Annotated in this window: 26 protein-coding genes; 14 read left to right on the top strand and 12 right to left on the bottom strand. The window is 59.4% G+C overall.

Going from position 1 to position 25799, the window contains the following annotated elements; genetic code table 11:
- Positions 1-56: 56 nt before the first annotated feature.
- Both MCRY_RS02340 and MCRY_RS02335 read right to left on the bottom strand, forming a co-directional pair.
- Positions 57-1367, bottom strand: a complete 1311-nt coding sequence (locus MCRY_RS02340; protein ID WP_085627874.1) for an ammonium transporter — start codon at positions 1365-1367, stop codon at positions 57-59.
- A gap of 36 nt (positions 1368-1403) precedes the next feature.
- A complete protein-coding gene (locus MCRY_RS02335; RefSeq protein WP_085628146.1) occupies positions 1404-1742 on the bottom strand; it encodes a P-II family nitrogen regulator in 339 nt (112 codons plus the stop codon).
- A gap of 250 nt (positions 1743-1992) precedes the next feature.
- On the opposite strand from MCRY_RS02335, the gene MCRY_RS02330 reads away from it, so the two are divergent.
- The 13 genes from MCRY_RS02330 (at position 1993) to MCRY_RS02270 (ending at position 16344) form a co-directional block, all read left to right on the top strand.
- Entirely contained in the window at positions 1993-4155 is a 2163-nt protein-coding gene (locus tag MCRY_RS02330) for a transglycosylase domain-containing protein (RefSeq protein WP_085627873.1), read from the top strand.
- 93 nt (positions 4156-4248) lie between these two features.
- The gene (locus MCRY_RS02325) at positions 4249-4710 is read left to right on the top strand and encodes a RidA family protein (RefSeq protein WP_085627872.1); all 462 of its coding nucleotides are present in this window, start codon (positions 4249-4251) and stop codon (positions 4708-4710) included.
- Positions 4707-5462, top strand: coding sequence for a glycerophosphodiester phosphodiesterase family protein (locus tag MCRY_RS02320; RefSeq protein ID WP_085627871.1), 756 nt, complete (start codon positions 4707-4709; stop codon positions 5460-5462). Before MCRY_RS02325 ends, MCRY_RS02320 begins: the two co-directional genes overlap by 4 nt.
- A 48-nt stretch (positions 5463-5510) precedes the next feature.
- Positions 5511-6710 carry a GNAT family N-acetyltransferase gene (locus MCRY_RS02315; RefSeq protein ID WP_085627870.1) on the top strand — a complete coding sequence of 400 codons (1200 nt, stop codon included), beginning with the start codon at positions 5511-5513 and terminating at the stop codon, positions 6708-6710.
- Positions 6707-6997: a 4a-hydroxytetrahydrobiopterin dehydratase gene (locus tag MCRY_RS02310; protein ID WP_085627869.1), complete on the top strand. Its 291-nt coding sequence runs from the start codon at positions 6707-6709 to the stop codon at positions 6995-6997. The genes MCRY_RS02315 and MCRY_RS02310 overlap by 4 nt, the downstream gene beginning before the upstream one ends.
- A 99-nt stretch (positions 6998-7096) precedes the next feature.
- The gene (locus MCRY_RS02305; protein WP_139834082.1) at positions 7097-8848 is read left to right on the top strand and encodes a bifunctional helix-turn-helix transcriptional regulator/alpha/beta hydrolase; all 1752 of its coding nucleotides are present in this window, start codon (positions 7097-7099) and stop codon (positions 8846-8848) included.
- Positions 8849-9024: 176 nt separating this feature from the next.
- On the top strand, positions 9025-9624 hold the full coding sequence (locus MCRY_RS02300) for a hypothetical protein (protein WP_085627867.1): 600 nt from the start codon (positions 9025-9027) through the stop codon (positions 9622-9624).
- A 77-nt stretch (positions 9625-9701) separates the two neighbouring features.
- Positions 9702-10649, top strand: coding sequence for an ABC transporter permease (locus tag MCRY_RS02295; RefSeq protein ID WP_085627866.1), 948 nt, complete (start codon positions 9702-9704; stop codon positions 10647-10649).
- Complete coding sequence (locus MCRY_RS02290) at positions 10646-11461, top strand: ABC transporter permease (RefSeq protein ID WP_085627865.1); 816 nt, start codon at positions 10646-10648, stop codon at positions 11459-11461. The genes MCRY_RS02295 and MCRY_RS02290 overlap by 4 nt, the downstream gene beginning before the upstream one ends.
- Positions 11458-13074, top strand: a complete 1617-nt coding sequence (locus tag MCRY_RS02285) for an ABC transporter ATP-binding protein (protein ID WP_085627864.1) — start codon at positions 11458-11460, stop codon at positions 13072-13074. Before MCRY_RS02290 ends, MCRY_RS02285 begins: the two co-directional genes overlap by 4 nt.
- Complete coding sequence (locus MCRY_RS02280; RefSeq protein ID WP_085627863.1) at positions 13052-14497, top strand: aldehyde dehydrogenase family protein; 1446 nt, start codon at positions 13052-13054, stop codon at positions 14495-14497. The genes MCRY_RS02285 and MCRY_RS02280 overlap by 23 nt, the downstream gene beginning before the upstream one ends.
- A gap of 13 nt (positions 14498-14510) precedes the next feature.
- Entirely contained in the window at positions 14511-15251 is a 741-nt protein-coding gene (locus MCRY_RS02275) for an SDR family oxidoreductase (protein WP_085627862.1), read from the top strand.
- Positions 15252-15336: 85 nt separating this feature from the next.
- Positions 15337-16344 carry a P1 family peptidase gene (locus MCRY_RS02270; protein WP_085627861.1) on the top strand — a complete coding sequence of 336 codons (1008 nt, stop codon included), beginning with the start codon at positions 15337-15339 and terminating at the stop codon, positions 16342-16344.
- Positions 16345-16380: 36 nt separating this feature from the next.
- Here MCRY_RS02270 and MCRY_RS02265 read toward each other — a convergent pair whose 3' ends face one another.
- Genes MCRY_RS02265 through ribA form a run of 4 tightly spaced genes read right to left on the bottom strand, consistent with a single transcriptional unit; the run spans position 16381 to position 19367 of the window.
- Positions 16381-17172, bottom strand: a complete 792-nt coding sequence (locus tag MCRY_RS02265; protein ID WP_085627860.1) for an SseB family protein — start codon at positions 17170-17172, stop codon at positions 16381-16383.
- On the bottom strand, positions 17169-17750 hold the full coding sequence (locus tag MCRY_RS02260; RefSeq protein WP_085627859.1) for a uracil-DNA glycosylase family protein: 582 nt from the start codon (positions 17748-17750) through the stop codon (positions 17169-17171). Before MCRY_RS02260 ends, MCRY_RS02265 begins: the two co-directional genes overlap by 4 nt.
- A gap of 25 nt (positions 17751-17775) precedes the next feature.
- Positions 17776-18282, bottom strand: coding sequence for a L,D-transpeptidase family protein (locus MCRY_RS02255; RefSeq protein WP_085627858.1), 507 nt, complete (start codon positions 18280-18282; stop codon positions 17776-17778).
- Entirely contained in the window at positions 18279-19367 is a 1089-nt protein-coding gene (gene ribA / locus MCRY_RS02250; RefSeq protein ID WP_085627857.1) for a GTP cyclohydrolase II, read from the bottom strand. The genes MCRY_RS02255 and ribA overlap by 4 nt, the downstream gene beginning before the upstream one ends.
- 159 nt (positions 19368-19526) lie before the next feature.
- Between ribA and MCRY_RS02245 the strand changes: the two genes are divergently transcribed.
- Positions 19527-20213 (top strand): response regulator transcription factor, encoded by a 687-nt coding sequence (locus MCRY_RS02245; RefSeq protein WP_085627856.1) that lies wholly within the window; start codon positions 19527-19529, stop codon positions 20211-20213.
- 145 nt (positions 20214-20358) lie between these two features.
- Here MCRY_RS02245 and MCRY_RS02240 read toward each other — a convergent pair whose 3' ends face one another.
- The 6 genes from MCRY_RS02240 to truB all read right to left on the bottom strand — a co-directional run bounded on the left by MCRY_RS02240 (position 20359) and on the right by truB (position 25762).
- Positions 20359-20877, bottom strand: coding sequence for a CIA30 family protein (locus MCRY_RS02240; RefSeq protein ID WP_085627855.1), 519 nt, complete (start codon positions 20875-20877; stop codon positions 20359-20361).
- Positions 20878-20980: 103 nt separating this feature from the next.
- Positions 20981-23122 (bottom strand): polyribonucleotide nucleotidyltransferase, encoded by a 2142-nt coding sequence (gene pnp / locus MCRY_RS02235; RefSeq protein ID WP_085627854.1) that lies wholly within the window; start codon positions 23120-23122, stop codon positions 20981-20983.
- Positions 23123-23406: 284 nt separating this feature from the next.
- On the bottom strand, positions 23407-23676 hold the full coding sequence (gene rpsO / locus MCRY_RS02230; protein WP_085627853.1) for a 30S ribosomal protein S15: 270 nt from the start codon (positions 23674-23676) through the stop codon (positions 23407-23409).
- A gap of 127 nt (positions 23677-23803) precedes the next feature.
- A complete protein-coding gene (locus MCRY_RS02225) occupies positions 23804-24208 on the bottom strand; it encodes a hypothetical protein (protein ID WP_085627852.1) in 405 nt (134 codons plus the stop codon).
- Positions 24209-24293: 85 nt separating this feature from the next.
- A complete protein-coding gene (locus tag MCRY_RS02220) occupies positions 24294-24857 on the bottom strand; it encodes a DUF1643 domain-containing protein (RefSeq protein ID WP_138487767.1) in 564 nt (187 codons plus the stop codon).
- Entirely contained in the window at positions 24854-25762 is a 909-nt protein-coding gene (gene truB, locus MCRY_RS02215; protein WP_085627851.1) for a tRNA pseudouridine(55) synthase TruB, read from the bottom strand. The genes MCRY_RS02220 and truB overlap by 4 nt, the downstream gene beginning before the upstream one ends.
- Positions 25763-25799: the final 37 nt, after the last annotated feature.

Below are 25799 nucleotides of genomic sequence, written 5' to 3'. Positions count from 1 at the left end.
ACCCGGGCGCGAACGCCCGGGCAGTTGGTCACTAAAGACTGATAGGAAGGAGGAGATCAGCCTTTGGAGAATTCAGGGTAGGCTTCCATGCCCAGCTCAGCCATGTCGAGACCGTTGATCTCTTCTTCTTCGCTGACGCGGATGCCCACGGTTGCTTTCAGGATGAACCAGATGATCAGCGAGGCGACGAAGGTGAACACACCGTAAGCCACGATACCTGTCAGCTGGGTCATCAGCTGTGCTTCACCGTAGAAGATCACGGCGATGGTGCCCCAGATACCTGCAAAGAGGTGGACCGGGATAGCGCCGACAACGTCGTCGATCTTGAGCTTGTCGAGGAACGGAACCGCGAAGACCACGATCACACCACCGACTGCACCAATCCACAGAGCGCCGAAGAGCGTCGGAGCGAGCGGCTCGGCCGTGATCGAAACGAGGCCAGCCAGAGCACCGTTGAGCACCATGGTTAGGTCGACCTTTTTGTAGAGCAGCTGTGTCAGGATCAGCGCGGTTACAGCACCGGCTGCCGCCGCCATGTTGGTGTTGGCAAAGATGCGCGACACGTCGGAGACATCACCCACAGTGCCCATTGCGAGCTGCGAGCCACCGTTGAAGCCGAACCAGCCGAGCCACAGGATGAACGTGCCGAGAGTTGCGAGTGCCAGGTTGGAGCCCGGGATCGGGTTGACGCGGCCATCTTTGTACTTGCCCAGACGCGGACCAAGCACGATCACACCAGCCAGAGCAGCCCAGCCACCAACAGAGTGCACAACGGTCGAACCGGCGAAGTCGGAGAAGCCCATTTCGGACAACCAGCCACCGCCCCACTGCCAGGAGCCGGAGATCGGGTACATGAGACCGGTCAGAACGACAACGAAGGCAAGGAAGGGCCACAGCTTGATGCGTTCGGCCACAGCACCGGACACGATGGACGCGGTTGCGGCAACGAAGACCAGCTGGAAGAAGAAGTCAGAGCCAACCGACGCATAATCAAGCGCGGCATCGGCAGCGGCAACGCCGACCGGGTCAAGCACGGTCTGACCGCCAATGGCGAAGAAGCCGTTGAAGTCGCCCGGATACATCGTGTTGAAACCAACGAGCCAGTACATGATGGCGGCGATGGAGAAGAGCGCGATGTTCTTGGTCAGCTGCATCGCCACGTTCTTGGAACGCACGAGGCCCGCTTCGAGCATGGCAAAACCAGCTGCCATGAAGAACACGAGGAAGCCTGCCATGAGGAACAGGAGTGTGGTGAAGATATACGGGCCGACCTCGTCCATGGTCGGCGCGGCGGCCTCTTGAGCCATGCCCATGACTGGCAGCGCAGCAAGCGCGGCAGCGGGCAGGAGTGTCTTGAGTAGTTTCATCTGTATGTGTCCCCTAATCTCTGTCACAGCGCCTGTTCAGAGCGCATCCCCATTGGTTTCGCCTGTGCGCACGCGGATGGCCTGCTGCGCATCGAGCACGAAGATCTTGCCGTCGCCGATCTTGCCGGTGCGGGCAGTCTTGGTGATGGTCTCGATCACTTGGTCTGCCATGTCGGCACCAACCACGATTTCGAGTTTGATTTTCGGCACGAAGTTCACCGCGTATTCCGCGCCACGGTAAATCTCGGTATGGCCGGACTGAGAGCCAAACCCCTTGATCTCGGTTACCATCATGCCGCGGACGCCAATGTCTGTGAGCGCCTCGCGGACTTCTTCAAGCTTGAATGGCTTGATTGTCGCTATGATGAACTTCACCTTGGTCCCTTTCCCTTGCAGGTCGATCTTGTTTGCAAGCGCAGAAAAGAGGCACACAGGAGGGGAATGGAAGATTCCAGCCAAGAGACCGGGGGCTACAGCACATCAAGTTGCACAAATTTTGCACAAATTTGCTACTTTGATTACTTTTTGTGCACTCAAAAAACCAAGTAACCTGTTCTTGACCAGTCCACATCGACGGCGAAAGCCACTAGATTGATAAAAAAGAGCAGCATCACAGGCGAACGCCATGACTGATTCACGACGCGGGAAAAACCGTCTGGTCGCGGACCGGCGATATCCCAAGACGCCACCCAAAGCGTCCAAGCCCCGCAAGGCGCCCCCAGCCAAGCGCAAGACGACGCGTGCCAAGGCCAAGCGCGGCCGAATCGTCGGGTTCTTCACCGGCATCATCAGCTGGGTGTTCCGATTTTTCTTTCGGCTGTTTCTGCGCGCGGGCCTTGTCGCTGCGATTATAATCGCCGGATTTGTCGGCTACGAATACACGACCCTGCCTCCGGTTTCCGAAGCGCTGGATGGCCGCGCTCGAGGGTCCGTGCAACTTTTGGACCGTGACAGCGTCGCCTTTGCATGGCGCGGCGACCAGTTTGGCGGGGTCGTGACGGCCGACACTGTATCCCCGCACCTCAAGAACGCCGTGATCGCGACCGAAGACCGTCGCTTCTACAGCCACTTCGGCATTTCGCCTCGTGGCGTGGCCTCGGCGGTTCGGATCAACCTATCCGAAGGGCGCGGGCCGCTTTCGGGGCATGGCGGGTCCACGATCACACAACAAACCGCGAAACTGCTTTGCCTTGGTGTGACCTTCGACCCCAACGCATGGAAGAACGAAGCGGAGTATGTCGCCGACTGCCGACGCGGATCGCTTTACCGCAAGGGTAAAGAAGCCGTCTACGCGCTGGCGATGGAGCTTAAGTATTCCAAGGATGAGATCCTCTCGATCTATCTGAACCGCGCATATATGGGCGGCGGCGCTTATGGGGCGGCTGCGGCGGCAGAGCGGTATTTCTCAAAACCGGCCTCAGCGCTGAGCCCGCAAGAAGGTGCTATGATCGCCGGTCTGCTGACTGCGCCGTCCAGCCTTGCACCGACATCGAACATTGAACGGTCACAGGCGCGGGCTGCCACTGTGCTCCGGTTGATGAATGAACAGGGTTTCTTGACGGACGAACAGACGCGCGCCGCACAGGCAAACCCAGCCGTGCTGTCGGATAAGGCCAAGACACAGACAGGGGGTTACTTCGCGGATTGGGTCATGCAGTCCGGCCCGGATTTCTTTACACGTGACACAACCGAGGACGTAGTTATCTCGACAACGCTGGATCAGCGTATTCAAAAGGCCGCCGAAGACGCGATCAAGACCGTCTTTGCAACCAAGGTGCGTGAAGGGTCCAAAGCGCAGGCGGCGATTGTCGTGATGTCAGCCGATGGCGCAGTGCGTGGCATGGTGGGTGGGCGACAGACCAACGTGTCAGGCGTCTTCAACCGCGCGACGCAAGCCAAGCGACAGACCGGATCAGCTTTCAAACCCTTTGTCTATGCGACGGCGCTCGAGTTGGGCTACAGCCCCTATGACCCGGTGACGGACGAGCCGTTCTGCATGAACATTCCAGGCTCTGGTCGCTGGTGCCCAGAGAACTATTCGGGACAATATTACGGAGCGGTCACGCTGACCGAAGCTTTGGCGAAAAGCCTGAACATTCCGGCAGTGAAAATATCGGAATCCGTGGGCCGCGATCTGGTGCGCAAGGTATCTGAGGATTTCGGCATTCAAAGCTCTTTGACCGACACGCCAGCATTGGCGCTTGGCGCGTCCGAAGCATCATTGCTGGAAATGACAGGCGCTTATGCCGGTATCCTGAATGGTGGATCTTCCGTAACGCCCTATGGCCTCAGGGAATTGCGTCTGGTTGGCGAAGATCAACCCTTGATGGGCACCGGCGGCGGGATCGGGGAGCGCGTCATCAATGAAGAGGCAGCACGCCAACTCATTTGGATGATGGAAAAGGTGGTCAGCCAAGGCACAGGCGGACGTGCGAAACTGTCGGATCGTCAGGTCGCGGGTAAGACGGGCACATCTCAGGAAGCGCGCGATGCTTGGTTCATTGGGTTCACAGCGGATTACGTGACGGGCGTCTGGATGGGTTACGACGACAACACACCTCTTGCTGGGGTGACAGGCAGCGGCCTGCCTGCCGAGATCTGGCACGAGGCGATGGTGCGTGTCCACGAAGGCCTGCCCGTGCGCCCCTTGCCTATGATCGAACCGACCCCGCCGCGACAGGTTGCGCAACCACAACCGCAACAACCCGCACAGCAGCAGGATCAAGGTGGCAATGCGCTTGAAAACGCGCTGAACCAACTCTTGCGCGATATTCTGGGTCAAAACTGACCTCGCTTCATCACAGGCCAGATCGTCGTCTTTCCCCTTCCCATTTCCGGCGGTGGGCAATAGCGTCCGCACAAACGAAAAAGGGGAGACACCATGACCAATGCCATCGACGCCCGCCTTGCGGAACTGGGCCTGACTTTGCCTGACGCACCTGCGCCCGCCGCGAATTACGTGCCGTTCGTGCAGACCGGAAATCAGGTTTATGTGTCGGGCCAATTGCCGACCGGGCCAGATGGTCTGGTCAAGGGCAAGCTTGGTGATGATCTCGATGCCGAGGCCGGCGCAGAAGCAGCCAAGTACTGTGCTCTGGCACTGTTGTCGCAGGCCCGCAAAGCAGCGGGTGGCGATCTGAGCAAGGTTCGCGTGGTCAAGCTGGTAGGTTTTGTGAACTCTACCGCCGATTTCGGTGACCAGCCCAAAGTCGTGAATGGCGCGTCGGATCTGATGGTAAGCGTTCTGGGCGACAATGGCCGACATGCTCGTTCTGCAGTGTCGGCGGCATCCTTGCCATTTGGTGTGGCTGTCGAAATCGAAGGGATTTTCGAACTGCTATGACCCGGCTGCCGCCCGCGTTTCTGACGCGCCCGATTGCGCATCGCGGCTATCACAACAAGGCCGAAGGGGTGATCGAAAACAGCCCCTCGGCTTTTGCCGCCGCCATCGCAGCCGGGTATCCGATCGAACTTGACCTGCAACTGTCGCGCGATGGTGTGCCGATGGTATTTCATGACGACACGTTGGAGCGGCTGACTGCGGAAACAGGGGCGGTGCGAGACCGGGATGCCGCCGAGCTTGAGACGTTCACGCTCAAAGGCGGCACCGACCGGATTCCGACGCTGGCGCGTGTGTTGGAGCAGGTCGATGGGGCCGTGCCCCTGCTGATCGAACTGAAGGACCAGCACGGCGCGATGGGTGAAACCGATGGCGTTCTGGAACGGGCGGCTTTGGATGTTCTCAAGGAATATGCGGGGCCGTTTGCGCTCATGTCCTTCAATCCGAGCATGATTGCCAAGGTCGCTGCTTTGTCACCTGAGACACCGCGCGGCATTATTGGTTGCGCGTGGCGCAAGATCGACGAACCACATGTGCCGGTGGATCGGCGCGCCGAATTGGCCGCAATCCCCGGTTTCAAAGAGATCGACGCCGATTTCCTGAGCCATGATCACACCGATTTGGACTCTCCCCGCGTGGAACAGCTCAAGGCGCAGGGTGTTCCAATCCTGTGTTGGACGATCCGCAGCCCTGAGCAAGAACGTCAGGCCCGCAAAATCGCAGACAACATCACCTTTGAAGGTTATGTGGCTTGATCCGCGTCTGATCAGACCCACGTAGCATCGCGTAACCAAGGAACGGACATGTCCGACCCAACCGACGCACCCACAATCGCCATATCAATGCACGGGTCCCTGTCGCAGATCGCGCCGGAGGATTGGGATGCATGCGCTTGCCCGGAAGTGACAGATGGCGGGAGAGCCTATGATCCGTTCACGACCTACCGGTTCCTCAAGGCATTTGAGGATAGTCGGTCTGTGGGCACAGGCACAGGCTGGGATCCGCGCTACATGACAGCCGAGATGGACGGGCAGACCATTGCCTGCGCGCCACTATATGCGAAAAGCCACAGTCAGGGTGAATACATCTTCGACCACAACTGGGCGCATGCATGGGAACGCGCGGGCGGGCGGTACTACCCCAAACTTCAGATGGCAGTCCCGTTCACGCCGGCCACAGGCCGTCGGTTCCTGACCCGTCCGGGTTTCGAGGCCGAGGGGATCAGCGCTTTGGTCCAAGGTGCGGTTCAGGTGGCGTCAGACAACGAATTGTCATCGCTCCACATCACCTTCTGCACCGAAGCCGAAGCGATTGCCGGAGAACAGATCGGCCTGTTGCGTCGCCGCACGCAGCAATACCATTGGGAGAACCGAGGCTATGCCGATTTCGATGCCTTCCTTGCCGACCTGAGTTCGCGCAAGCGCAAAACCATCCGCAAGGAACGCGAACGTGCACAGGGGTTCGGCGGGACGATCCACCAGTTCACTGGCGACCAGATCCAGCCCGAACACTGGGATGCGTTCTGGACGTTCTATCAGGACACCGGCGCACGCAAATGGGGGACGCCCTACCTCACCCGCAAATTCTTTGACATCGCACAAGAGCGGCTGCGGGATGACATCCTGCTGGTCTTGGCGGAACGTGACGGGCGTTGGGTCGCAGGGGCCATGAACGTCATCGGGCGCGACACGCTTTTCGGGCGCTACTGGGGCTGCGTCGAGGACCACCCCTGCCTGCATTTCGAACTGTGCTACTATCAGGCCATGGATTACGCGATTGCGCACGGCCAATCCCGCGTCGAAGCCGGGGCACAGGGCGAACACAAACTGGCACGCGGATATCTGCCGGTTTACACCCATTCCCTGCATTGGGTCGGAGACCCGGGTTTCTCGGACGCCATCGCGCGTTACCTTGAGGCCGAAGCGGAAGCTGTCGGACAGGATATTGAGGTTCTGACGAATTACGGCCCCTTCCGCAAAGTGAATACAGAGGATCACGAATGACCGAGAAACTATCCGACACAGCGCGCAAGACAGTCCTTGGCCCACTTCTGGATGCAGGCTGGAGCCTAGACGAAGAGAAAGACGCAATCAGCAAAACGTTCAAGTTCAGCGACTTCACGGAGGCCTTCAGCTGGATGGTTAGGGCGGCGCTTTGGGCTGAAAAATGGAATCACCATCCCGAATGGTTTAACGTCTACAATCGAGTCGAGGTCACTTTGACGACGCATGACGTTGGCGGCCTGTCGTCCCTGGACGCCAAATTGGCCAGAAAATTGGACACGCTTTAAGCCTGTATCGAGCGTATCGCGCCAGACGGTAAGGAATTCACAGTTTTTTCAGTGCTCTCACGTTTGGGCTTCTGCTAGCCTCAGATTGGTGAACAGTATGTGCGTGGTGAAATGTCCTCTCCGTCGAATGAACGTTTAACCCATCTCGTCTACGAAGCGTCGCTCGACAATTCGCTTTTGCCCGAGTTGATCCTCGAGTTGACCGAACAGGTACAGATGGCCGCGGATGGCCGGATGATCGAGGCCGACCAGCGCCACGATCTGAGCGATCTGATGATTCATTTCCGACGCGCCATCGAGATCTCGGAAAAGATGGTGCGCCTGCAGGAACGGGAATCCGATCTTGAAGCCGTGTTGGGGACTTTTGCGGTAGGGATCGCACTGGTTGACGACAACGGAGCGCCCTTGGTCATCAATCAAGCGATGCTGGAAACTGGGTTGGCGCTTGATGCGCCGATCAAACTTCTTCCGGCGACAGGTGGTAACGAAGAGGAAGCAAAGGCGAAAACACTGTCTCGCTGGGTGTCCGAGTCGAACCGGCTTGAAACCCCGCAATCCTTGATGACCCGCGAGAGCGAAACCACCTATCTGCTTCTGCCCCGCCAAGAGGCGATCCGCATGGGATTCCCCGCAAAGGCAGCCGCCGTTTTGGTAGCCACAAATCAGAACACCGCCGACGGGCTTCGCGCATTGGCTAGCGCCCATGACCTGACCCTGCGGGAACAGGCTTTGGTGCGCGGGTTGATGGAGACCAGCGACTTGCGCAAAGCGAGTACCGCAATGGGGATCAGCTACGAATCCGGGCGGACCTATCTTAAGCGGGTGTTCGAGAAGACAGGCCTCAACAGCCAAGTGGACCTGATCAACACCATCGCGAAAAGCCCGCTGTCGATGTTCCGGCAGCGCGAAACCACCGATGCGGAACGGTTTCAGGTACGGCGGTTGCTGCGGCTTCCGGACGGGCGGATGCTGGAATATTTCATTCTCGGGCCTGAGGACGGCAGACCTGTTGTGCTCTTTGATGCGCTGTCTGGATCGTCGATTGATCTAACCGGATTTCCACGCCAATACCTCGAACACCTCGATCACTACGGCGTGCGGTTGATCATGCCCTGTCGGCCGGGGATCTACCGGTCGGATTTCAAGAAGATGACCAGCCTTCGCGAATTTGCACCGGACCTGGAATGCCTGTTTGATGCGTTGGGGTATGATCAGGTTTCCTTGATGAGCTTTTCCTTCGGTTCTGGCGTGGCGCTTGGAACAGCACATGAATTGCAGGGGCGAATCCGGAAAGTCGTGCTCTCGTCGCCCAGTTATCCCAGTTACAAACACGACAACTGGCGCGAGTTGGATCAGTTCTATCACTTGTCAGCCGTTCTGGCACAGCGTTGGCCAGCGATGTTTCGGCAATTGATCCCGTTCCTCGTGCGCTCGATCATCCAGAACGCGCCCCGTTACATGGAGCGCTACTGCAAACGGACGCCCAGCGCACATGATGTCGAGTTGTTGTCGCATCCGACCATCAGCATCCGGTCTTCGAAGATGCTGGAAGAACGCACCGCTGGTGGGGTCAACGGCATGGTCGAGGAAAACCTGCTAAACGCACGTGGTTGGGATTTCGACGTGCGGCACGTGCTGGCCGAGACCGAAATTTACCATGGTGCCGACGACAATGTCGCTCCGGCACAAGGTGGCGAGTTGTTGTCCCGGCACTTGCCGAATGCCAGTTTCACGCTTTTCGACGACAGGGGCCACTACCAGCATATTTCAAGCTGGCCATGGATGGTAGCGCGGGCAGCGGGGCTAGACGTACGGCCCTATGATCGGACCTATACGATCCCGACGGTCTGAGAAAAAATGCCCTGCCGACACTTTGTCCCCATATGGGGATATTGCGTCCGATCGTGCTTCCCTAAGGTCATCTTACTGAGCCTTTTTCAGTACCAAAACTTTTTAGAGAACCCTTTGTAATGCCAAATATTTTAACGAAGGTCGCTGCCTACGAGCGCTTGGCGCAGGAGCGTCAGATGATGTCCCTTATTGATCAGGATATCATAGCTTTAGGCGGCGACTTCATCCCCCAACGATCCGACTGGATCTCGCTGTTCTATGACAGCGCTCACAAGGTGACATCGGATGATGGCAGTCAATATGCCTACCGTGCCATCACCACACGAGGCGAACTGCTTTGGTTCGTCTTCTCCAACGGCAAAGCGCGCGGATATCATTCCGAAGCGAATTGTCCCTTCGAAGCATTTGAAGAAGCACGTGCCGCGCTTGCCCAACGCCGCCAGATCAAGGCGCGCTGGACCGAGCTGCAGCGGATTGCGCGCGCCCTTCGACGCCGGCAGGCGCGCTTTGATATCCTGATCGAAGACGCGCACAGCTCACCCCTCTGCCCGATGGGAACCCGGCATTTTCTGCGATCAGTGGGCCTGTCCGGCATAACGCGGCTGTCCGGGTTCAAACTGGCGTGGCTGATGCTACTGGAACCACAACTTGGTTTCGTGATCCACCAAGCCGCACTGCGCCAAGGCCTTCTGAACGCGGGCGACGCAGCCCCGATGGCCCTGCCCCGCGCCATGGCGACGACATCGCGCCGGAAACAGGTCGCACCGGTCGGCTGAACAACGGCACTCCGGGCAAGGGCGCAGCACCGCTTTCTGCGTTCCCTTGCCCGAAGGCTTCGCCTAACCTGCCCACAATGCTGGGCTATATCGTCAAACGACTGATCTCACTTGCCATAAGCCTGTTCGTGGCTTCGGTGGTGATTTTCGTCGTGGTCGAGATTGCACCCGGTGATCCGGCCAGCTTTATGCTGGGCATCAACGCGCAACCCGACACCGTGGCCGCTTTGCGCACCGAACTTGGGTTAGACCAGTCGAAACTCGACCGTTACCTAAGTTGGGTCGGCGGCATGCTTACCGGTGATTTCGGCACGTCCTACACGTACCGCACCCCCGTGGTGCAGATGATCGCGGACCGAATGTGGGTGTCGCTGCCACTTGCGCTTTATGCGCTGACGCTGTCGACATTGATCGCTTTTCCGGCGGGCATTTTCGCCGCTGCGCGTCGCGGTGGCCCCGGCGATCTGGCTGTCACCGGAGCGACGCAGCTGGGCGTCGCGATTCCAAACTTCTGGTTTGCAATGATGCTGGTGCTGATCTTTGCCATCAACTTGCGCTGGTTCAGCGCAGGAGGTTTTCCCGGTTGGGACAAGGGTTTCTGGGGCGGGATGAAAGCACTGACGCTGCCTGCCATCGCGCTGGCCCTGCCGCAAGCGGCAATCCTGACACGCGTGATGCGATCCTCACTGCTCGACATTCTGGGCGAGGATTTCATGCGCACCGCGCGCGCCAAGGGGCTTACGGAACGCCAGGCGCTCTGGCGGCACGGGCTGCGCAATGCGCTGATCCCCGTGCTGACGATCATCGGTCTGCAATTCGCCTTCTTGCTGGCGGGTGCGATCATCATCGAACAGGTCTTCTTCTTACCGGGCCTTGGGCGGCTGATCTTTCAGGCCATCACCCAGCGCGACTTGATCGTGGTTGAATCCGTGGTGATGCTCTTGGTCTTTGCCGTCATTGTGGTGAATTTCCTTGTCGATCTGGCCTATGCCGCCGTCGATCCCCGGCTGAGGACACGGACATGAGCCGCAACCTGATCCTTGGTGGACTTCTCACCAGCGTCTTCGTCATCGCGGCGCTTCTGTCCTTTGTCTGGACGCCGGACAGTGTCGAAGCGATGAACATCGCGGGCCGCCTCCAACCGCCCAGCTCGGACAACTGGTTGGGCACCGATCACTTCGGGCGGGACATCCTGTCGATGCTGATGGTCGGCGCGCGCACATCCATTGCCGTCGCTTTGGTGGCGGTTGGAATCGGCATGGGGCTTGGCGTGCCTTTGGGTCTGGCCGCCGCCGCGCGGCGGGGCGGGATGCTGGACGAGGTCATCATGCGGATGAACGACCTGATCTTCGCTTTCCCATCGCTGGTCATTGCGATCCTGATCACCGCCGTCTTCGGCCCAAGCGCCACCAACGCGATTATCGCCATCGGGATATTCAACATCCCCGTCTTCGCCCGCATCACACGTGGCGCCGCACTTAGCCTGTGGAAGCGCGAGTTCATCATGGCAGCGCAGGTGGCAGGCAAGACCCGCACCCGCATCAGCGTCGAACACATATTGCCGAATGTTGCCAACCTGCTGATCGTGCAGGGCACCATCCAGTTCAGCCTTGGCATTCTGGCCGAAGCGGGTCTGAGCTATGTCGGCCTTGGCGCGCAGCCCCCGATTCCAAGCTGGGGACGCATGTTGGCCGATGCGCAAACCATGGTTTCGCTCGCCCCGCATGTGGCCCTGATCCCCGGCCTGACCATCATAGCGATGGTGCTGGGCCTGAACCTCTTGGGGGACGGCCTGCGGGACGCGCTTGATCCGCGCCTCAAAGTGGTGCGCGCATGACTCTGTTACGCATCGAGAACCTGTCGCTTGCGATCCACGGCACGCCGATCTTGCATGGTATTTCACTGAAGATCGCAGAGGGCGAGATCACGGCGCTGACGGGGGAAAGCGGATCTGGAAAGTCCATGACCGCCTTCACAACAATGGGCCTGTTGCCGAAAGGAACGAGCACCAGCGGCACCATCACTTTCGATGGAACCGAACTGCTGACCGTCCCCGAACCAAAGATGTGCGACCTGCGTGGCCGCGAGATCGGCATGGTCTTTCAGGAACCCATGACAGCGCTGAACCCGGTGCAAACAATCGGCGCACAAGTGATGGAGACCATCCTTATTCACAAGGCCATGCCTCCGGATCAGGCGGAAGAGCGTGCCCGCGAAGTCCTCGTCCGCGTCGGCCTGCCCCCTGAACGGTTCCCCCTGACACGCTACCCGCACGAACTCAGCGGTGGTCAGCGCCAGCGCGTCGTCATCGCCATGGCAATCGCCCTGCGTCCCCGGCTTCTGATCGCGGACGAGCCGACAACGGCGCTCGATGTGACGACACAGGCGCAGATCCTCGACCTGCTCAAACGGCTGGTCAAAGAGGACGGCATGGCGCTGATGATGATCACCCATGACCTTGCCGTGGTCAGCGACATGGCCGACACGCTCAACGTCATGCGCCACGGAGAAATCGTGGAGTCCGGGCCAACCGCGCAGGTCTTGCGCGAAATGCGCCATCCTTACACAAGGCAGCTCTTCGAAGCGTCGCGCCACCAGGCTGATCTGGGTAAGGCCAAAGCCGAGGCGCCGCTGCTCTCGGTCCAGAACGTCAGCCGTGACTACCCGCTCCCCCGCAAAACACCCTTTGGGCCCCGCCCTATGTTCCGCGCTGTCAACACTGTCAGCTTTGAGATCAAACGCGGCGAACGCGTGGGGCTTGTCGGCGAATCCGGGTGTGGCAAATCCACCCTCACCCGCGCCATCCTTGGCCTTGAACCGACGCAAGGTGGCCAGATCACCCTCGCCGGGGATCCTGTCTGGCGGGACGGCCATCCGAACCTGAAAGTCCGTCGCAAGATGCAGGTGGTGTTCCAGGACCCCTATGGCAGCTTCAACCCCCGCCACCGCGTTGCACGTCTGATCACCGAACCTTTCCACCTCTTGCCCGACCCGCCCAAAGGCACAGACCGCGACACCGCGATTGCCGAAGCCCTGATTGCCGTGGGCCTCAAGCCAGAAGATGCCAACCGCCACATCCACGCCTTTTCCGGCGGCCAACGCCAGCGCATCGCCATCGCCCGCGCGCTCATCATCAAGCCCGATCTGATCGTCTTCGACGAAGCGGTCTCTGCTCTCGACGTGCGCGTGCGGGCGCAGATCCTCGACCTGATGGCCGATCTCAGCCGCGCCTATGGCCTGACATATCTGTTCATCAGCCACGATCTTAGCGTCGTGCGCTCCATCACCGACCGCGTGATGGTCATGCGCGCAGGTGAGATTGTCGAAGATCGTCCAACAGCAGATATCTTCCATGCACCCAACCATCCCTATACCCGCGAGCTGATGGACGCCGCGCCACAACTTCCCGACTTTCCAGAGGCCCAAGATGCTCCCCACCCTGCCCTTTGATCCCAGCCATGTCCTGATCGGCGGCACATGGCGCGCGACACCGGATACGCTGCCGCTCATCAACCCCTCCGATGGCAGCACGCTGTGCCGGATTGGCCGCAGCGCGGATGCGGATGTGGATGGCGCTGTCACTGCTGCCCAGATCGCGCTGGACGGTGAATGGGGCAAGATGAGCGCGCTGGAGCGCGGTCGCTGCCTCACTCGCCTCGGCCAGCTTGTGCTTGAGCACACTGACCTTCTGACAACGCTGGAAACACTGGACGTGGGCAAACCCATCACCCAAGCCCATGCAGATGCCCTCGCACTGGCACGGTATTGCGAATTCTACGGTGGTGCCGCGGACAAGGTACACGGCGAGACCATCCCCTATCTCGACGGCTACACCGTCTACACCTTGCGCGAACCGCATGGCGTGACAGGCCATATCGTGCCGTGGAACTACCCGATGCAGATCATTGGCCGCTCTGTCGGGGCCGCGCTTGCCATGGGCAATGCCTGCGTTTTGAAACCCGCCGAAGATGCCTGCCTGACCGCGCTGATGTTTGCCCATCTGGCCAAGGCGGCGGGATTTCCCGATGGTGCGCTGAACGTGGTCCCCGGCCTTGGAGCCGAGGCGGGTGCCGCGCTTGCGCGCCATCCCGGTGTCCAGCATTTGAGCTTCACAGGCTCGGTCCAGACCGGGCGCATGATCCAAACGCTGGCTGCAGAAAACGTGGTGCCCGTGACTTTGGAACTCGGCGGCAAGTCCCCACAGATCGTATTTGACGACGCCGATCTTGACGCGGCTTTGCCGTTCCTCGTCAACGCCGGGCTTCAGAACGCCGGACAGACCTGTTCCGCTGCCTCGCGCATCCTGATCCATCGCAACATCTACGATACGGTTGCAGCCCACATGGCCGACGCGTATCGCGCCAAGACCGTCGGTCCCGCCAGCAGCGATCCCGATATTGGCCCGTTAATCTCGACCAAACAGAAAGCCCGCTTCGAGACTCTGCTCAAAGCCGCCCATGATCTGCCCTGCATTGCACAAACCCCGATGCCGGATGACCTGCCATCGGATGGCGCCTATGTGCAGCCACGCCTCTACGGCCCTGTGCCCCCGGATCACCCCTTGTCGCAGGAAGAGCTTTTCGGCCCCGTGCAGGTGCTGATCCCCTTCGACACCGAAGACGAGGCCATCCGAATCGCCAACGGCACGATCTACGGCCTTGTCGCCGGTGTGTGGACGGCCAATGGCGCGCGCCAAATGCGACTGGCCAAAGCGGTGAAAACCGGTCAGGTTTTCATCAACAATTACGGCGCAGGCGGCGGGGTCGAACTGCCCTTCGGCGGTGTTGGAAAATCAGGACATGGTCGAGAAAAGGGGTTCGAAGCGCTTTACGGTTTCTCATCCCTGAAAACCGTCGCCGCCAAACATGGATAAGGGGAGAGCAGGCATGAGGCTCAAAGGCAAAACCGCAATCGTGACCGGGGCCGCCTCCGGCTTCGGCGCGGGCATCGCACGCAAATTCGCGGCAGAGGGAGCGACCGTGATGGTCGTTGACCTGAACACTGACAGCGCCAAAACCGTCGCAGCCGAGATCGGTGGCGTCACCCACACCGCCGACATATCAAACGGCGATCAGGTTGCCGACATGATCGAAACGGCGATCAAGACAATGGGCCATGTCGACATCATGGTGAACAACGCCGGTGTGACCCATCTGCCCGGACCAATGGAAGACATCACCGAAGACGACTTCGACCGCGTCTTCGCCGTGAACTGCAAATCCGTCTATCTCAGCGCCCGCAGCCTCGTGCCCCATTTCAAACATCGCGGCTCAGGCAACATCCTCAACATCGCCTCCACTGCAGGAGTGTCACCGCGCCCGCGCCTCAACTGGTACAACGCCTCCAAGGGCTGGATGATCACCGCCACCCGCACCATGGCGGTTGAACTCGCACCCGACGGCATCCGCGTGAACGCGCTCAACCCGGTGGCGGGAGAAACGCCGCTCCTCAAAAGCTTCATGGGGGAAGACACGCCGGAAATCCGTGCCAAGTTCCTTTCCACCATCCCGCTGGGTCGCTTTTCGCAACCCGAAGACCTTGGCAACGCTGCAGCCTTTCTCTGCTCGGACGAGGCGAGCATGATCACCGGCGTCTGCATGGAAGTCGACGGAGGCCGCTGCATATGAGCCCGGCTTCTTTGGGCCCCAAATACCTCGGGGAGTGTGAGGGGCTGGCCCCTCACTCCGACGCAGCCAAAGGCGGTACATCAAAATGACGCCCGGTCCCCGCAATTTGATCACCGATGTCGCCGGTCTGGCAGTTGGCAACGCTCAGGACGATGACCTCAAGTCCGGCACCACGGTTCTGCTGTCAGAGGACGGTCCAATGACAACAAGCTACGCCGTGATGGGCGGCGCTCCGGGCACGCGCGACACAGACCTGCTGGAACCGGACAAAACCGTCCCCGGCGTCGACGCCATTGTCCTCTCGGGCGGGTCGGCATTTGGCCTTGCCGCGGCACAAGGCGTGATGGACGCGCTGGCCATGCAAGGGCGTGGGTTTCAGGTGCATTCCGCCCGCGTCCCGATTGTGCCGGCAGCGATCATCTTCGATCTGCTGAACAATGGTCAGAAGGGCTGGACGGAAAACCCCTATCCGGGTCTGGGGCGCATAGCTCTGTCAGCTGTAACACGGGATTTCACCCTCGGCACCGCAGGCGTAGGCACCGGGGCAACGGATGCGCAACATAAAGGGGGGCTGGGGTCGGCCTCTCTGGTCCTGCCGGACGGCACAACAATCGGCGCGCTTGTGGTGGTCAACGCGTTGGGCAGCGCAACAACTCCAAGCGGCAAACACTTCTGGGCCGCGCCGTTCGAGATCGGCTCGGAGTTCGGTGGGCTGGGGCCGGATCCGGCAGCAAACCTCCAACCTCTGCCCCCTAGTCGCAAGACAGCCGCAATGGCACAGCATGGCAACACCACCATCGGCATCGTTGCCACCGATGCCGCATTGGACAAAGCCGGATGCAAACGTCTGGCCACGGCGGCGCATGATGGGTTCGCACGGGCACTTGTGCCTGCGCACACACCCTATGATGGCGATCTGATCTTCGCGTCCAGCACCGCCCGACGCGGCCCTCCTGCAGAGGACATCATGCCCCTGCTCGGACATTTCGCGTCTGTCTGCATGGCACGCGCCATCGCGCGCGCGATCTGGGAAGCGACACCGCGCGCAGATGACGGCCTACCAACATTCCGGCAAGAGCGGGGGCAGAATTGATCCATCGGTTTTGCAACCTTCGTTGACGGAGGTTGTTTATCTCAGGATCGGCGGTTTGTCCGGATTGCCCCCTGGCGCCACACGCTCCACCGGTGCTGGCACTTCAGGCTCCGGCAGATCGAACCGCAACCCGACGCGCGCCAATTGCGCTGTGACCGGATCACTGTCTCGCAAGAACACCACATCAAGCGCGGCGGCTTCCAAACCGGAAAACACCAGCGCTTCCTGTATGGCGCGCGCCAAGGCGCCCTCTGCCCCCGGCACTGCGCCCGTAAAGCCGATAAGATGCCCACGCACACCACTGTCATAGACCACTTCGGCCAGATATCCTCTCCGCGCCAATCCGGTCGCTGTGCGCAGCTTGGCGTCGATCGCTTCCAGCAATCCAGCAGGAAGTGCACCGGGCGCGCGCAGCTCTTCCGGACGTGCCTCGGCTTCGGATGGGCCTTGGGCCACGGTCTCCGCCAGCCAATCCACCGCCTCGGACGGCAACAGAATCGACGACGGAGCAACTTCGGGGTTCAGCGCGATGCCGATCCCCTGCCCGGCCAGCATGCCGACAATCGAGCGGCCTGACAAAGCAGCATAGGGTACGGCGCGGCCAGAAAATGCGCCCAGTCTCTCTTCGGTGTCGAACACCAGCACAAACCGTGCATCGCCCAGATCGAAGAGTTCCGGTTCTGCCTGATCGCCTTCGGCTTCGCGCGCAAGCATGAGAAACAGCTCTGCTTCGGCCAGCCTGTCATAAAACCGCAGGCGCGGCGCATCTGCATCAGCGTCGGCTTCCATCGCCGCATGGGCGTGGTCCAATGGGGTTTGCAACGTCATGCCATCACCTCTTGAACCCGGGCCCGCAGGGCAGGAAGTACCTCGGCCTCGAACCACGGATTTTTCTTGATCCAAGCCGTATTGCGCCAGCTTGGGTGCGGCAAGGGCAGAACCGAAGGCCAATGGTCGCGCCACGCACGCACGGTATCCGTGACCCCAACCTTTGTGCGCAGGTGATACTTGTGCGCATACCCCCCGACGACCAGTTTGAAAGGCACTGTGCCAACATGGTCCAACACCTCGTCATGCCACGTCCGACGGCAGATCACGGGCGGCGGCAGGTCCGAGCCCGCGGCATCATAGCCGGGGAAGCAAAACCCCATCGGTACAATCGCAACACGGGTTTGGTCGTAGAACGCATTGCTGTCCAGCCCGAGCCAATCGCGCAGGCGGTCCCCAGAGGGATCATCAAACGGAATGCGGCTGGTGTGCGCACGCATCCCCGGCGCTTGGCTACAGATCAGCAGTCGCGCTCCAGCGCGAAACCAGACTACGGGCTTGGGACGATGGCGGGTCGCAGTCGCGGCAAAGCGGTCGGCACAGAGGGTGCAGTTGGAAAGACGGTTCTGAACAATCATGTCACCGGATGTAATGCCTCGCGGCTCAGGTCAATGATGCAGGCACGACCAAACGTGTGTCATAGCGGATCAGACGCGCGATGCGGCGTAGGTGATCGGGACGAAACGCCACGCAGCCTTCAGTGGGATAGCCCGGACGCCTCCAGCGGTGCAGAAAGATCGCAGAGCCACGCCCCTTTTCGGCGCGCGGCCAATTCCAGTCAGTCAGCAGAACCAGATCATAAAGCGGATCTGCCCGGCGTAGGGTTTCGTGGCTATGAGGATACGGTGCCCGAACCATGAGGTTATAGTCTTCATGGGTCGGATCATCAGACCAGAGATCACCGGGCCTGATCGGCACCGCCCAGTCGGTCGGCCGGGCCATGCGGTCAGGACGATAGAGCAGCCCGACGATCCGGTGCATCCCAACAGGGGTTCCGCCGTCGCCTTCACGCTTGTTCGCAAGGACGCCACCCTTGCCGATGGTACAGGGCCACAGCCGCCCCATGAATCGCAGCCCCTGACGGGTCAGAACCATGTCGTGCCGCGTCACAGAAGATGCCCCGACTTACGCGCCTTAGTGGCCAGATAGTCGGTATTGTGCGGGTTTTCCCCAACCTTCAAGGGTACGCGTTCAGCAACAGTGATACCCTGCTTCTCCATCATCGCAATCTTGGCCGGGTTGTTTGTCATCAGCCGAACCGCGTTGAAGCCCAACTTGCGCAGCAATTCGGCCCCGATGCGGAAATCCCGTTCATCATCTTCAAAGCCAAGGCGGTGATTTGCCTCGACCGTATCAAAGCCCTGATCCTGCAGCGCATAGGCGCGCATCTTGTTGGCAAGCCCGATCCCACGCCCTTCTTGGTTCAGGTAAAGCAGTATGCCCTCGCCCTCGGCCCCCATCGCCGCCAACGCGCCGTTCAATTGCGGACCGCAGTCACATTTGAGGCTGCCCAAGAGATCTCCGGTAAAGCACGCCGAGTGTAACCGTGAGAGCACGGGATTGGCCCGGTTCGGGCGTCCGATTTCTATCACGTAGTGTTCTTCCGATCCGTCCTCGGGTCGGAAGACATGCAAACGCGCATTTTGCGCCGCACGCAGCGGCACCCGCGCCGACACCACGCTGTCAAAAACAACCGAAGCGCCCAATCGTGGCGCTGCCGCAGCCGGATCAAGCACAGTTAGCGCATGTTCAGCCGCAAACGTCTTGGGGTCAGGCAGGGGCGCAACGAGCACCGCCGGCAAAAGTCGCGCGGATTTGGCGAGCGTCACTGCCAGACGATGCAGTGTTGGATCGCCTTCGCGGCGGGTTACCAACGGCCCTTTCATTGGATGGGACAAATCATCAGCGGGATCAGCGACCGCCTGAACCCAACGCAGTGTCGCGTCCTTGGGGAGCGCCACACGCGCGACATCACCATCATAGGCCCGCGCCTTGAGCGTTGCGGCGCGACGCCCAGTCAGCACCAAATCAACATCAGCCCCCAATGCGATCACGTCTTGCAGCCTGTCGGCTTCAAGCGACTCGACCGCCAGCACCAGAATGCCATGCGTATTGCCCAGAACAATCGGCACCCCCATGCGTAAATCTGCCCTCGCACGGGCGAGAAGATCGGTGATGTCAGGTGCCAGCGCCATCTAACCTTGGGTCTTTCACTAGGGTCATCTGCAACAAATGGGCCCGATTTATGAAACATTTGGCCCCTGCATACACGAGGCCGTGAAACACTTGCAGCAATTCTTGCCCGCGCGCAACGTCTTGCCCATCTGTCTTGAAACCGACGGAGAGACAACACAATGGCACAGCTCAAGAATATTCTTCTGGTCGACGATGACGACGACCTGCGCGAGGCTTTGGCCGAACAGCTCGTGATGACGGAAGACTTTGAAGTGTTCGAGGCGGATTGCGGGACTGCCGCAATGGGCCGGGTCAAGGAACAGCTTTACGATCTTATCATTCTCGATGTCGGTCTTCCCGATACCGATGGCCGCGAACTGTGCCGGCTGATGCGCAAGCAGGGTGTCAAGGCGCCGGTGCTGATGCTGACGGGGCATGATTCGGATGCTGATACGATCCTTGGCCTTGATGCCGGGGCAAATGACTATGTCACCAAGCCGTTCAAGTTCCCTGTGCTGCTGGCCCGTATCCGTGCGCAGCTGCGTCAGCATGAGCAATCCGAGGACGCCGTGTTCACGCTTGGGCCATACACCTTCAAGCCCTCAATGAAGCTCTTGATGACAGAGGACGACAAGAAAATCCGCCTGACAGAAAAAGAGACAAATATCCTCAAGTTTCTCTATCGTTCCACCGACGGCGTCGTGGCGCGCGATACACTGCTGCACGAGGTGTGGGGCTACAATGCTGGCGTGACCACGCACACACTCGAAACACATATCTATCGTCTGCGCCAGAAGATCGAACCCGATCCCTCAAACGCCCGGTTGCTCGTGACAGAGTCTGGCGGTTATCGCCTCGTGTCATAAGACCTTAGTCTATTTTGATTCAGATCAAAGAAGCATGGCATGCACATCTTTTATCTGAATGGTAACAGTTCCCGTCGCATATGCGGGTTATCATATGCACCTCCCTGTTGGACCTGGCCCCGGATTTTATCCGGGGTCTTTTTTTTCAGTAGACCCTGATTTCGCGAACCGTGACATCCGCGTCATAGTCATCCCCATACGCCACGATTGCCATGCTGTTGACATCCGAAGGGGCGACCATGGCCGGCATGCCCATATGCGACGGTGCAAACATGCTGAACGGAATGTCGACGGCCTGCCAGCCGTCACCCGCAACAAACTGAGCGCGGTATGAATGCCAGACACGCGACAAATGCGGCGTCTTGAGGAAGACGAAATAGCGCGCACCGTTGCCAATGACCGACAGGCGCACACCGGTTGCCTCAGCGGACCAACGCGCAGAGAAGCGACGCCGGGCTTGGACGAAACCACCGTTGTTTCTGGTACTGACATCGCCGCAAAGACGCAGGGCTTTCGACGGACCAGAGGTGACAACCTCTATGTGCCCAGACGAAACGCCACCCATGACGGTGTCGGCCACAAAATCCCACCGCGCGGCAGCATCTCCGGAAAAGTCGTCAAACACGGTCTCCATCAGCGATTGTTCGGCAAACAAGACAGACATTACACATCCCCCATTTTCCCGACCCAAATGTAGGTCGCGCAAAAAATAAAAAAAGCGCCTCTTAAAGAGGCGCTTTCCTTTCAAAGACTTGGCTGGCTGCAGATTACTCCGCGTCCTCTGTCTTTTTCTCGGGGGCCAGCTCTTCGCCGGTTTCCTGATCGACCATCTTCATCGCAAGGCGGACCTTGCCACGGTCGTCAAAGCCCAGAAGCTTTACAAAAACTTCCTGACCTTCCTTGAGCACATCCGACGGATGGTTCAGGCGACGGTTTTCGATCTGAGATACGTGGACCAGGCCGTCCCGCTTGCCAAAGAAGTTCACGAAGGCACCGAAATCGACGATCTTCACGACCTTGCCTTTGTAGACATGGCCCTCTTCCGGCTCTGCCACGATCGAATAGATCATGTCATAGGCCTTTTGGATGGCTTCGCCGTTCGGGCTGGCAATCTTGATGATACCGTCATCGTTGATGTCGACCTTGGCACCGGACACTTCCACGATCTCGCGGATGACCTTACCGCCCGAACCGATCACTTCACGGATCTTGTCGGTCGGGATCTGCATGGTCTCGATGCGCGGCGCGTGAACGCTGAATTCCGCAGCACCTGTGAGCGCCTTGGCCATCTCGCCGAGGATATGAAGACGGCCTTCCTTGGCTTGGGCAAGGGCCTTTTTCATGATTTCCGGCGTGATGCCCGCAACCTTGATGTCCATCTGCAGCGAGGTGATACCATTCTCGGTCCCTGCCACTTTGAAGTCCATGTCGCCAAGGTGATCTTCGTCACCGAGGATGTCGGTCAGAACCGCGTAGGAGCCGTCCTCTTCAAGGATCAGACCCATTGCAACACCCGCCACAGCGGATTTCAGCGGCACGCCTGCATCCATCATGGACAAAGAGCCTCCACAGACCGACGCCATCGAGGACGAGCCGTTGGATTCCGTGATCTCGGACACAACGCGCACGGTGTACGGGAAGTCGGTCGCCGCAGGCAGAACCGCCTGAAGCGCACGCCATGCCAGTTTACCGTGGCCGATTTCGCGACGTCCCGGAGGGCCAACGCGACCCGCTTCGCCAACCGAGTACGGCGGGAAGTTATAGTGCAGCAAGAAGTTGGAGCGGTAGTTGCCGTGCAGCGCGTCGATGATCTGTTCATCGTCGCCCGTGCCCAGCGTGGTCACCACCAAGCCCTGTGTTTCACCACGGGTGAACAAGGCAGAGCCGTGCGTCCGCGGCAGAAGCCCGGTTTCGCAAACGATCGGACGCACTGTGTCCAGCGCACGGCCGTCGATCCGCTTGCCGGTTTTCACAACGTCACCACGCAGGATCGACGCTTCGAGCTTTTTCATTGCGGACCCAAGGTTCGCATCTTCAAGCTGCTCTTCGGTCAACGCGTCTTTGATCGCCGTTTTGGCATCGGACAAAGCAGTTGTCCGCTCTTGCTTGTCGGTGATCGCATAAGCTGCGCGGATCTTGTCTTCTCCAGCAGCTTTCACAGCGGCATAAAGATCGGCATAATCCGGCGGCTGGAAATCAAACGGCTCTTTCGCTGCGGATTCGGCCAAGTCAATGATCAGGTCGATGACAGGCTGAATTTGCTCATGCGCAAAGGTCACAGCACCCAGCATTTCTTCCTCGGTCAGCTCGTAGGCTTCCGATTCCACCATCATCACGGCGTCTTTGGTGCCTGCGACAACCAGATCAAGCCGCTGCTCGGGGTTGTTGCGCAGCTGATCCATATCCTCGACTTCGGGGTTGAGGATGTATTCGCCATCGACATAACCCACGCGGCAGCCCGCGATCGGGCCCATGAACGGCGCGCCGGAAATGGTCAGCGCAGCAGAAGCTGCAATCATCGCAACGATGTCAGGGTCATTGACCAGATCGTGGGACAGAACGGTACACATCACCAGAACTTCGTTCTTGAAGCCCGGCACAAACAGCGGACGGATCGGACGGTCGATCAAACGCGCGGTCAGCGTTTCTTTTTCCGTCGGACGCGCTTCGCGCTTGAAAAAGCCACCCGGCACTTTACCGGCAGCATAGTATTTTTCCTGGTAGTGGACGGTCAGCGGAAAGAAATCCTGACCGGGTTTCGGCTGCTTGGCGAACGTCACGTTGGCCATGACCGAGGTCTCACCGAGGGTGGCAATCACGCTGCCATCGGCCTGACGGGCAACCTTGCCCGTTTCCAGTGTGAGCGTTTCCTCGCCCCACTGCATGCTTTTCGTCGAAATGTTGAACATCATCGTTTCCTGTATGGGAGCACTCCCGGCCCTCCGGGTCTCCCGTTTTCATGGCGGCCCCATTGCCGCCGACCCTTTCATCATGTCATGCGCCAGGGTCGAAGCGTCACGTCTCAGATAGGTGGGCCTTACAGGAAATCGGGATCAAAGAAAACACTTCGTTTTGTCGCTACGCTTAAGGGTGACCCGGCGCAAAATCTTCGCAATACATGGTCGAAGGCGAAGCGCGCAAAAAGAAAAGGGCCCGCAAAGCGAGCCCCTCCGAAACCGTATATCGACAAGCCTTAGCGGCGAATGCCAAGACGCTTGATCAGGTCCTGATAGCGCGCTTCGTCTTTGCCTTTGGTGTAGTCCAAAAGCTTACGACGCTGTGCAACCAGCTTGAGCAAACCACGACGCGAGTGGTTGTCTTTTTTGTGGGTCTTAAAATGCTCGGTCAGGGTGGAGATGCGGCTGGTCAGAATGGCAACCTGCACTTCCGGGGAACCTGTATCGCCTTCTTTGGTGGCGAATTCTTTCATCAAGCGGTTCTTTTCTTCGACAGTAATCGACATCGGGGTCTCCTTTCGAAGGTTTGTGTGAATGGCACAAGCCGGGATGTCGTCCAGCAAGGCCCATGGAGAATCTCCGCACGTCATGCGGATGCGGGCGTATAGGCGAAAAAAATGGTGATGGGAAGCCTTAAGCGCCGGACCAATGGTCCTGCCGGTATCGCCCTGCGCTGCGGCCAGTCAACACTGCTGTGGGCACCTGTACGATCACGTCGCCCTCTACTAACACATCGGTCCAAAAAGGAGTCATTGCGCACAGACGCAAAGAGAGCGTTGAAGGTGACATATTCTTGCCTGTGATCATCGAAAGAACCCGATCTTGTGCATCTTCAAACGAATAAACCCGATCCGGGATCGACAGTTCGGAAGGCCTTTCGTGAATGCGCCCCGTGCGCTGAAACACCATCAACGCGCCGACTGGCTTGTCTTGCGGAACAGGCAAATCTTGCAACTTTTGGCGTGGAAGGCGGCCAATCAGCGCCAGACCCACAGCCACAATAGGGGCCAGAGCACCAATCTGAAACGCCAAACCCATGGACCCACACCTTAACCAATGAGGTCCACAACATAGCCTACCCCGGTAAACCAAACGTTTCGATCTGGCGGATTGCCCCCTTTACTCAAAGAGACTGACCGATGACATATCGCTCGGAGTGCGGCCAACACACTGGCTGTGTTTTGAACGACACGTAAAGCGGATGTCGGGGATGTCCGTCTTTCGTCAATCCCAGATGATGGACCTGTCCCCGAAGCCGTGACGCCACATCGTAGGCCCGACCTTCGTGTCCACCATGTACGCCCCATGCCGCAATCGTCATCCCGGCGCTTGCCGACCAGTGATCCAGAATATCATCATTCGCTGATCCAATGGGATGGTCCGCGCGCTTCAAGTCGTCAGGCCGGGTTGCCCGAAAGGCAAAGAGGTTGGCTATCATAACACCACCAAACCCCATGCTGCGGGCGCGGGTTTCACAGCGTGCAACGGTCGGATCATTTCGCTGTTCATCCGCAGTGGACGGATTGAGCATAATGAACAACAACACTGGTTGATCTGTGTCCCACGTTCGGGACAGTGCATACCGATATCGGTCACAGGGTGAATACCAGACACGGGACACGCAGCCGTCGGCAATGTGGGACCTGTGCACCAACCCTGCTGCGACGGCTACCGGCAGCCCCGTCATGCCGTAACGAACACCCGGGAAGGATGCACTTCACCAGATTTGTAGCGTCCGACCGCAACCGGCGCGCCATCGCATGAGACCCAGCATTCATCGCCATATTCGACACCGGATGCGATCACCATCGCCGGATTGCCGTTGCGCAGCTTTACAGCTGCTTCCGGGGTGCAGGTCAATTCCGGCAGATCGGCCAAACCCTCTTCCAGCGGCCTTAGATAAGCATCCAACTCTGCCGTTTTGGCCAATTCGTCGATCTGCTCGAGGCTGATCCCATCTTCGGCATCGAACGGGCCGGACCAGATACGCCTCAGGCGCAAGACATGACCCAAACAGCCCAGAGCCGCGCCCAAGTCTCTTGCGATGGACCGGACATAGCCCCCCTTGCCACAGACCAGCATCAAAACCGCATGATCGGCATCCGGTCGGTCGAGAAGGGTAAGTTCATCCACAAAAAGCGGGCGGGCGGCGATGTCCATTTCTTCGCCGTCACGGGCGCGTTTGTAGGCGCGCTCGCCGTCGATCATCACCGCCGAGAATTGCGGCGGGACTTGCAGAATGTCGCCTACGAACGCGTGCAGCGCTTCTTTGATGTCGTCATCACTGGGCCGCAGGTCGGAGGTGGCGATCACATCACCTTCGGCATCATCCGTACGGGTCGCCTGTCCAAACCGTACGGTAAACTCGTACGCTTTGAGAGCGTCGGTGATGTAGAGCACTGTCTTGGTGGCCTCACCCAAGGCAACGGCAAGCACGCCAGTGGCTTCAGGATCAAGCGTCCCGGCGTGCCCGGCTTTTTTGGCATCGAACGCCCAACGGACCTTATTGACCACCGCTGTCGAGGTCAGGCCGGCGGGTTTGTCCACCACCAACCATCCTGATATGTCGCGACCCTTGCGTTTGCGTGCCATCCTGCCTCTCGCGTCCCTGAAAGACCGGCGAGGTATC

This window comes from Marivita cryptomonadis (assembly GCF_002115725.1).
GTDB lineage: Bacteria > Pseudomonadota > Alphaproteobacteria > Rhodobacterales > Rhodobacteraceae > Marivita > Marivita cryptomonadis.
The sequence above is the reverse complement of the archived record's forward strand: the minus strand, read 5'-3'. Positions and strand labels throughout refer to the sequence as shown.

What these genes read in the sequence shown, in the direction of transcription:
- MCRY_RS02340 (WP_085627874.1), bottom strand. Translation starts at nt 1,367, where the DNA reads ATGAAACTACTCAAGACACTCCTGCCCGCTGCCGCGCTTGCTGCGCTG.
- MCRY_RS02330 (WP_085627873.1), top strand. Translation starts at nt 1,993, where the DNA reads ATGACTGATTCACGACGCGGGAAAAACCGTCTGGTCGCGGACCGGCGA.
- MCRY_RS02325 (WP_085627872.1), top strand. Translation starts at nt 4,249, where the DNA reads ATGACCAATGCCATCGACGCCCGCCTTGCGGAACTGGGCCTGACTTTG.
- MCRY_RS02320 (WP_085627871.1), top strand. Translation starts at nt 4,707, where the DNA reads ATGACCCGGCTGCCGCCCGCGTTTCTGACGCGCCCGATTGCGCATCGC.
- MCRY_RS02315 (WP_085627870.1), top strand. Translation starts at nt 5,511, where the DNA reads ATGTCCGACCCAACCGACGCACCCACAATCGCCATATCAATGCACGGG.
- MCRY_RS02310 (WP_085627869.1), top strand. Translation starts at nt 6,707, where the DNA reads ATGACCGAGAAACTATCCGACACAGCGCGCAAGACAGTCCTTGGCCCA.
- MCRY_RS02300 (WP_085627867.1), top strand. Translation starts at nt 9,025, where the DNA reads ATGATGTCCCTTATTGATCAGGATATCATAGCTTTAGGCGGCGACTTC.
- MCRY_RS02295 (WP_085627866.1), top strand. Translation starts at nt 9,702, where the DNA reads ATGCTGGGCTATATCGTCAAACGACTGATCTCACTTGCCATAAGCCTG.
- MCRY_RS02290 (WP_085627865.1), top strand. Translation starts at nt 10,646, where the DNA reads ATGAGCCGCAACCTGATCCTTGGTGGACTTCTCACCAGCGTCTTCGTC.
- MCRY_RS02285 (WP_085627864.1), top strand. Translation starts at nt 11,458, where the DNA reads ATGACTCTGTTACGCATCGAGAACCTGTCGCTTGCGATCCACGGCACG.
- MCRY_RS02280 (WP_085627863.1), top strand. Translation starts at nt 13,052, where the DNA reads ATGCTCCCCACCCTGCCCTTTGATCCCAGCCATGTCCTGATCGGCGGC.
- MCRY_RS02275 (WP_085627862.1), top strand. Translation starts at nt 14,511, where the DNA reads ATGAGGCTCAAAGGCAAAACCGCAATCGTGACCGGGGCCGCCTCCGGC.
- MCRY_RS02270 (WP_085627861.1), top strand. Translation starts at nt 15,337, where the DNA reads ATGACGCCCGGTCCCCGCAATTTGATCACCGATGTCGCCGGTCTGGCA.
- MCRY_RS02265 (WP_085627860.1), bottom strand. Translation starts at nt 17,172, where the DNA reads ATGACGTTGCAAACCCCATTGGACCACGCCCATGCGGCGATGGAAGCC.
- MCRY_RS02260 (WP_085627859.1), bottom strand. Translation starts at nt 17,750, where the DNA reads ATGATTGTTCAGAACCGTCTTTCCAACTGCACCCTCTGTGCCGACCGC.
- ribA (WP_085627857.1), bottom strand. Translation starts at nt 19,367, where the DNA reads ATGGCGCTGGCACCTGACATCACCGATCTTCTCGCCCGTGCGAGGGCA.
- MCRY_RS02245 (WP_085627856.1), top strand. Translation starts at nt 19,527, where the DNA reads ATGGCACAGCTCAAGAATATTCTTCTGGTCGACGATGACGACGACCTG.
- MCRY_RS02240 (WP_085627855.1), bottom strand. Translation starts at nt 20,877, where the DNA reads ATGTCTGTCTTGTTTGCCGAACAATCGCTGATGGAGACCGTGTTTGAC.
- pnp (WP_085627854.1), bottom strand. Translation starts at nt 23,122, where the DNA reads ATGTTCAACATTTCGACGAAAAGCATGCAGTGGGGCGAGGAAACGCTC.
- rpsO (WP_085627853.1), bottom strand. Translation starts at nt 23,676, where the DNA reads ATGTCGATTACTGTCGAAGAAAAGAACCGCTTGATGAAAGAATTCGCC.
- MCRY_RS02225 (WP_085627852.1), bottom strand. Translation starts at nt 24,208, where the DNA reads ATGGGTTTGGCGTTTCAGATTGGTGCTCTGGCCCCTATTGTGGCTGTG.
- MCRY_RS02220 (WP_138487767.1), bottom strand. Translation starts at nt 24,857, where the DNA reads ATGACGGGGCTGCCGGTAGCCGTCGCAGCAGGGTTGGTGCACAGGTCC.
- truB (WP_085627851.1), bottom strand. Translation starts at nt 25,762, where the DNA reads ATGGCACGCAAACGCAAGGGTCGCGACATATCAGGATGGTTGGTGGTG.